At 73.2% G+C, this 7,054-nt stretch carries 8 protein-coding genes; all 8 read left to right on the forward strand.

Annotation, left to right across the window (positions count from 1 at the left end; all coding sequences use genetic code 11):
- The first annotated feature begins 99 nt into the window (after positions 1-99).
- Entirely contained in the window at positions 100-825 is a 726-nt protein-coding gene (locus tag AC08OX_RS12955; RefSeq protein ID WP_476608054.1) for a GntR family transcriptional regulator, read from the forward strand.
- Positions 822-1,256 carry a phosphonate C-P lyase system protein PhnG gene (locus tag AC08OX_RS12960; RefSeq protein ID WP_476608055.1) on the forward strand — a complete coding sequence of 145 codons (435 nt, stop codon included), beginning with the start codon at positions 822-824 and terminating at the stop codon, positions 1,254-1,256. The genes AC08OX_RS12955 and AC08OX_RS12960 overlap by 4 nt, the downstream gene beginning before the upstream one ends.
- A complete protein-coding gene (locus tag AC08OX_RS12965) occupies positions 1,253-1,885 on the forward strand; it encodes a phosphonate C-P lyase system protein PhnH (RefSeq protein ID WP_476608056.1) in 633 nt (210 codons plus the stop codon). Before AC08OX_RS12960 ends, AC08OX_RS12965 begins: the two co-directional genes overlap by 4 nt.
- On the forward strand, positions 1,885-3,009 hold the full coding sequence (locus AC08OX_RS12970) for a carbon-phosphorus lyase complex subunit PhnI (protein ID WP_476608057.1): 1,125 nt from the start codon (positions 1,885-1,887) through the stop codon (positions 3,007-3,009). The genes AC08OX_RS12965 and AC08OX_RS12970 overlap by 1 nt, the downstream gene beginning before the upstream one ends.
- Positions 3,009-4,832, forward strand: a complete 1,824-nt coding sequence (locus AC08OX_RS12975) for an alpha-D-ribose 1-methylphosphonate 5-phosphate C-P-lyase PhnJ (protein ID WP_476608058.1) — start codon at positions 3,009-3,011, stop codon at positions 4,830-4,832. The genes AC08OX_RS12970 and AC08OX_RS12975 overlap by 1 nt, the downstream gene beginning before the upstream one ends.
- Before the next feature lie 5 nt (positions 4,833-4,837).
- Positions 4,838-5,596, forward strand: coding sequence for an ATP-binding cassette domain-containing protein (locus AC08OX_RS12980; protein WP_476608059.1), 759 nt, complete (start codon positions 4,838-4,840; stop codon positions 5,594-5,596).
- A complete protein-coding gene (locus AC08OX_RS12985) occupies positions 5,593-6,789 on the forward strand; it encodes an alpha-D-ribose 1-methylphosphonate 5-triphosphate diphosphatase (protein WP_476608060.1) in 1,197 nt (398 codons plus the stop codon). The genes AC08OX_RS12980 and AC08OX_RS12985 overlap by 4 nt, the downstream gene beginning before the upstream one ends.
- The coding region (locus tag AC08OX_RS12990; RefSeq protein ID WP_476608061.1) for a hypothetical protein at positions 6,786-7,054 on the forward strand (269 nt) is incomplete at its 3' end. The genes AC08OX_RS12985 and AC08OX_RS12990, both read left to right, overlap by 4 nt.

A 7,054-nucleotide genomic window follows, 5' to 3' on the forward strand; every position in this document is an offset into this window, starting at 1 on the left:
GTTTTTTGGGAATAACTGTTTGCAATGTTCACCTAGGCGGCCTTGCGCGTTCCGGGCGGCGCAGTTGTCCGGACAAGCTGCGCGAGCATCGTGCTGGACATGACGAAGTATCTGGAGATCGCCGACCGGCTGGCCGCCGAGCTGGCCGGTTCCGCGCCCGGTACCCGGGTGGCGAGCGAACCCGAGCTGGCCAGCCGGTTCGGGGTGGGCCGGGCAGCCGCCCGGTCGGCGCTGCAGGAGCTGGAGCGGCGGCTGATGGTCCGCCGGGTCCAGGGCGCCGGGACCTTCGTCAACTCCCGCATCGACTACGTGATCTCACGCAGCCTCCCACCGTCATGGCACCAGACGGTGGAGGCCGCCGGGGCCACGCCGCGGTCGCTGGTGAAGGCCGCGGACCGAGTGGGGCTGCCGGCGGCGGAGGCCGCGCGGCTCGAACGGGAGCCGGGTGCGCTCGCGCACCGGGTCGTCCGCGAGTACTACATCGACGACCTGCTGGCGAGCTGGGGTGAGGAGTGGATCCCGGTCGACGTGGTGGCCGACCTGCACCTGGCGGTGCACGTGGTCGAGTCGCTCGACCTGGTGCTACGGCAGATGGGCCGGGTGCACCCGGTGCGGGCGTGGTGCCGGGTGAGCCTCGATGTGCCGCCGCCGAGGGTGCTGCAGGCGCTGCGGATCGAGGCGAGCACCCCCGCGTACCTCACCGAAAGCGTGAGCCGGGATGCCACGACCGACCGAGTGCTGATGTGCGGCACCGGGTGGACCAGGGCGGACGCGGTCCGCGTGATCGTCGAGATGACCGAAACGATTTCCGAGGATGAGCGATGACCGACGTGTTGAGCCGCGAGCAGCGGTGCGCGCTGCTGGCGCAGGCCGAACGGGAGGAACTCGTCGCGCTGGCCGACGAGTGCCTCGCCGACGGCGTCCCGGTGCGGGTGCTGGTCGGCCCCGAGGTGGGTGTGGTCGCCGCTCAGGTACGCGAACCCGTGCTGGCGGAACGGTTCCTGCTCGGTGACGTGCTGGCCTGCCGGGCCGAGGTGGAGCTCGCGGGGCAGCGCGGCTGGTCGATGCGGCTCGGCGACGACCGGGCCGCCGCGCTGGCAGCCGCGGTGCTCGACGCGGAGGTGGAGTCCGCGCGGCCGTGTTCGCCGCGGGTCGAGCAGCTGTGCCGGGACGTCGCCCGGCGCTGCGAGGAGCGGGAAGCCGAGGAATGGGCGCAGCTGGCGCCCACGATCGTCGAGTTCGAGGAGCTGACGTGACCGGAGCGCTCGTGGACCGAATCGCGGCGGCCACGCTGCGGCCGGACGAATCACAGCAGGTGTTCCGCGCGGTGCTGGCCGCGCTGGCCCGGCCCGGCCGGATCGTCGCGCTGCCCCCGGACCGGCTCGGCGTGACGCCCGCGGTGCTGCTGCCGGTGCTGGCGATGGCCGATCTGGGCACCGGAATCGCGGTGCTGGACGGCAGCGAGGACGGCGGGGACTGGGCCGAGCTGGTCGGCGTGGTCACCTCCGCGCCGGCGGTGCCCGTTTCGGCGGCCCGCTTCGTCGCTGCGATGCGGCCGGTGACCGCGGACGAGCTGCGCGCGCTGTGCCGGGGGAGCGCGCTCGCGCCGGAGGAGGGCGCGCTGGCGTGCCTCGCCGTGTCCGACCTCGCCGTGTCCGACGTGGACGTGTCCGACGTGGACGGCGGCGACTGGGTGCTGTCCGGGCCCGGGGTGCCGGGGCGGACGCGAGTGTCCGGAGTAGACGGTCTGCTCCCGGCGCGGGCAGAGGTCGTGGTAGGGTTCCCGGCCGGCGTCGACCTGCTGCTGATCACCTCGGATGGGCGGATGGCCGGGATCCCGCGTAGCACCACCGTCGAAGGCGTCATCGAAGGGAGGGACGGCTGATGGGCTACTCAGGAGCGCGTGGCGGGCTGGAGGCCATTCTCGCCGCGGAGGACCTCGTCCGGCGGGCGCGCGACCACGCCCCGGCGCCATGGGCCTCGACCGCGCAGATCACCGCGCGGTTCCGGCTCGCCGTGGACCGCGTGATGGGCGAGGGCGGGCTCTACCACGAACCCACCGCCGCCGCGGCGCTGCGCCAGGCCGAAGGAGACCTGACGGAGGCGGTGCACCTCGTACGGGCGCACCGGTCGACACTGCCGCGGCTGGCCGTGAGCGAACCGGTCGACCCGGACGAGATGACCATCCTGCGCCGGATCGTGCCCGCCTTCCGCGAGCCGGGCGGCCCGCAGCTGCTGGGCCGCACCACCGACTACACCGGCCGCCTGTTGGAACAGCCGGACGGGCCGTCGCCCCTCCCGCCGCGGCCGCCCCGGCCGGTGCGGGTGGGCACCGAGGAGCAGCGCCGGCCGCGGCGGTTCCTCGACGTGCTCCGCAAACTGGACCTGATCGTCGACCGGCGCCGCCGGGATGATCCCGAACCGGTCGACATCACCCGCACGGCCGTGCGCCCGCCCGCCGAGCGGTCCGCCGTCCTGGCGTCGATGGCGCGCGGGGAGACCGGCGCGCTGGTCGCGCTGTGGTACCGGTCGATCCTCGGGCCGGACGGTGACGTGAACGAGGTAACCCTCGGCGAGGTGCGGCACGGCCGCGTGCCGCTGCGCGTCCGGCATCCGCACACCGGCAACCCGGTGGTGCTCGGCGAGTTCCGGGTCACCGAAGCGGAAGCGATCGAAGACCTTGACGGCGCCGACGAGGACCACACCCGGCTCGACGTCGGCTACGGGCTGTGCCTCGCCCACAACGAGCGTAAGGCCATCGCGATGGCCAATCTGGATATCGCGAACCGGCGGTTCGGGCGGAAGGGGCCGCTGGAGCAGCTGCTGCTGCTGACCGTCGACGGGCTCGACTCCGCCGGGTTCATCGAACACCTCAAGCTGCCGCACTACGTGACGTTCCGCTCGATCGTCGAGCGCAAGCAGGCCCTGCGGGCCGCCTCGGAGACCGCCGCGACGGCCGGCGAGGAGCCGGCCGGGCGCGTCGCGGAGCCGGCCGGGAAGGAATGCTGATGACGTTGACCATGGACCTCGTCGACGGGCTCGAACGCGGGACGGGCATCCTTGACGAGGGCGCCAGGCGGGAGATCCGACGCGCGATCCTCACCGCGGTGTGCGTACCCGGCTATCAGGTGCCGTTCGGGTCCCGGGAGATGCCGGTCGCCCGCGGCTGGGGATCCGGCGGTCTGCAGGTGACGCTCGCGGTGATCGGGGCGGACGACGCGGTCAAGGTGATCGACCAGGGCGACGATGCCGGAGTCAATGCCACGAACCTGCGCCGGATGATCGCCTCGACCACCGGCTGCGCGGAGACGGCGGACACGCGCGAAGCCACGGTCATTCAGACGCGGCACCGGGTTCCCGAAGAAGCGCTCGACGACCGGCACGTGCTCGTGTATCAGGTGCCGGTGCCCGACCCCCTGCACGGGGTGGAGAAGTCCGTGGCCGAGTGCGCGCGGATGCATGCCGAAGGCGACTACGCCAAGATCTGGACCAGCCTGTACGAGGACCTGGTCCAGAACGGGATGATTACGACGGCGAGTGGTTATCCGGTGCTCGTCGGCGGCCGGTTCGTGATGGCCACGAGCCCGATCCCGCGGTGGGACGTGCCGCGGATGCACCAGTGCGAGCACCTGAACCTGTTCGGGGCGGGGCGGGAGAAGAAGATCTACGCGGTGCCGCCGCACACCGACGTGCGTCCGCTGGCGTTCGACGACGTGCCGTTCGAGGTCGAGCACGCGCCCGGCGCGCGCTGCCGGCGGTGCGGCAGCGGCGACGTGTTCCTGGTCGACGCCGGACCGGACGGCGGCTACGTGTGCAGTGACATCGAATGGTGCACCCGGGTGCGGGAGAACGACGCCGACGTGGCCGCGCATCGCGAGCGCGCGCCGCTGCACCTGGTGCTCGATCCCCGGGCCCGCGTGGCCGGCGGCACCGTGGCCGGCGGCACCGAGGAGACACCGCGGGTCGCCTCGGTGCGCGTGCCCGGCGGGCCGGAGCAGGAGTGGGCGCTGCGGGTGTCGGGCCTCGGGAAGGTGCACGGCCGGGGCGGCGCGGCCGCGATCCCCGGTACCGGGCCCGAGTACGGCACGGCGATCAGCCCGGCCACCGGGGCGGTCGTCGCGGCCTGGGACGTCTCGTTCGACGTGGCTCCCGGGGAAGCCCTCGGTGTGATCGGTGAGTCCGGCTCCGGCAAGTCCACCGTGCTCAGCTGCGTGATCGGTGACCAGGCGGCCACCGCCGGGCAGGTACGGCTGGCCGGGGTCGACGGCGGCCGCACCGACATCCTGCGGCTGCCCGCCGCGGAACGCCGGCTGCTGCGGATCGGAGCGATGGCCGTCGTCCACCAGGACCCGGCGGCGGGACTGGATCTCAACATCACGGCGGGCGGCAACATCGCCGAACGGCTCACCGCCGCGGGCTGGCGCGGCTTCCACGCCATCCGGCGGCGGGCCGCGGAACTGCTCGACCGGGTCGAAGTGCCGCTGGCGCGCATGGACGATCCGGTGCGCACGTTCTCCGGGGGCATGCGCCAGCGCGTCCAGATCGCCAAGGCGCTCGCCACCGACCCGCCGGTCCTGCTGCTTGACGAGCCCACCACCGGTCTCGACGCCTCGGTCGCCGCCGGGGTGCTCGACCTGCTGCGCGGCCTGCTCGCCGAGCGGGACGTCGCCGCCGTCGTGGTCAGCCACGACTTCGCGGTGATCGGGGCGCTCACCGACCGCACCGTGGTGATGCAGCTCGGGCGCGTGGTCGAGCAGGGCCTGACCGACCAGCTGTTCCACGATCCGCACCATCCCTACACTCAGCGGCTCGTCGCCGCGGCCAGGAGGTGAGCCGCATGGAAAACCACCCGGAAAACCAGATGGAAGCAGTGCTGTCCGTGCGCGAGCTACGCAAGTCCTTCGTCCTGCACACCATCGACGGCCGGAGGGTCGAATCCCTGCACGGTGTCGACCTCGACGTGCGCGCGGGCGAACACGTCGCCCTGGCCGGCCCCAGCGGCGCCGGGAAGTCGTCGTTTCTGCGCTGCGTCTACCGCACCTACCTGCCCGACTCCGGTGAGGTGTGGCTGCGCACCGCTACCGGAGACGTGGAGTTGACCGGGCTGGCGGACCGGGCGATGGCCCGGCTGCGGGGCCGAGAGATCGGGTACGTGTCCCAATTCCTGTCCGCGCCGCCGCGGACCGGGCCGTGGGAGGTCGTTGCCGCGGCGGCCCGCCGCCGGGGGCTCGACCGCTCCGAGGCGCGCGACGCGGCCGCGGCCGCGCTGCGGCGGCTGAACCTCGACGAAGGGCTGTGGGACGTCGACTGTGGCGTCCTGTCGGGCGGCGAGCGGCAGCGGGTGAACCTCGCGGCCGGCACGGTGCGCCCACCGCGGCTGCTGCTGCTCGACGAGCCGGTGTCCGCGCTGGACCCGGCCAACCGCGAAGCCGCGCTGGAGCTGATCGGATCTCTTGCCGCGCAAGGAGTCGCGGTGCTCGCGGTGTTCCACGACCTCGATGCGATGAGGCGGCTCGCGTCGCGGGTCGTGCTGATGTCCGGCGGTCTGGTCGAGCGGTCCGGTAGCTGCGCCGACCTGCTGGCGGGTGTGGCATGAGCACGACCGTCACCGGATCCTGGACCCCGCCATCCTGGCCCCCGGCCGCGCCACCCGCCAACTACGTGCTCGGCCACGTGCGGGCCGTGCTGCCCGACCGGCTGCTTGAGGACGCCCGGATCGTGGTCCGCGGAGGACGCATCGCCGCCGTCGAGAAGCATCCGCCCGGCTCCGGAGCCGACGTGGACGGTCAGGGCCTGCTGTGCGTGCCCGGTCTGGTCGACACCCACAGCGACGGGCTCGAGAACGAGCAGCTGCCCCGACCGGGCGCCGAGCTGCCGATCGAGTTCGCGCTGCTGTCCTTCGAGGGCAAGCTGCGGGCCGCGGGCGTGACGACCGTGTTCCACGGCATCTCCTTCGAGGACACCCACCACGACATCCCGCGCAGCGTGGGCCAGGCGGAGAAGACGTGCGAGGCGATCGATGCTTATACCGGCGGGCTCGTCGACCACCGGATCCTGTACCGGCTCGACGTGCGCAGCCCGGAAGCGCTGTCCGCGCTGGCGCGGCGGTTGGACCAGGTTCCCGACGGCGCCCTGGTCTCCCACGAGGACCACACCCCGGGCCAGGGCCAGTACGCCGTCCGCGAGCACTACGAGCGCTATTTGATGGGCAGCCGCGGCATGTCCGACGCGGAGGCTCGCGAGCATGTCGACCAGCTCATCGCCGACCGGGACGGCAGGCTCGACATCCGCGAGGAGGCCCTGGTCTGGCTCGCCGCGCGCTCGGCGCGAATCCGGCTGCTCGGGCACGATCCCAGCTCGGCCGCCGAGATCGCCGAGCTGCGGGACCGCGGCTGCGCGGTCGCCGAGTTCCCCACCACGATCGAAGCGGCGGAAGCCGCCCGCGCCCACGGACTTCCCGTCGTCATAGGCGCCCCGAACATCCTGCGGGGACGTTCCCACAACGGCAACGCCTCCGGCCGTGACCTGGTCGGCCGCGGCCTGGTGACCGCGCTGGTGTCGGACTACCTGCCCTCCGGTCTGCTCGCGGCCGCCATGCTGCTCGCCGAGCAGGGGCTCGCCACCCTGCCGGCCGCCATCGGCCTGGTGACCGCCGGGCCGGCCGAGGTCGCCGGACTTCCCGACCGCGGTCGGCTCGAGCCGGGGCTGCGCGCTGACTTTGTGCTGGTCGAGCCGCGCCGCCCGTGGCCGGTGGTGCGGTCCGTGTTGTCATCCTGGGGTGTCTGGTGACAATTGGGGGTGCGGCGGTGACCCGGTGGCCGGTTCCCGAGCCGGAGATTCCGTCCGGGACGGATCCCGCGCTGGCCGCAGCCGCCCGCGCGGCGGTGGGCGCCTTTCGCGATGCGCGCGAGCGGTATACGCGCGCGGAGCTCGCCGAGAAGGTCGGCATGGGCGCCGACGGCACCCTCACCACGCGTCTGGACCTGCTGGTCGACACCGCCGTGGCGGAGGTGGTGAACGCCCAGGGCTGCGCGAAGGTCGCGTGGTGTGACGG

The sequence above is a fragment of the Frankia sp. CoBUL1 genome (assembly GCF_978021245.1).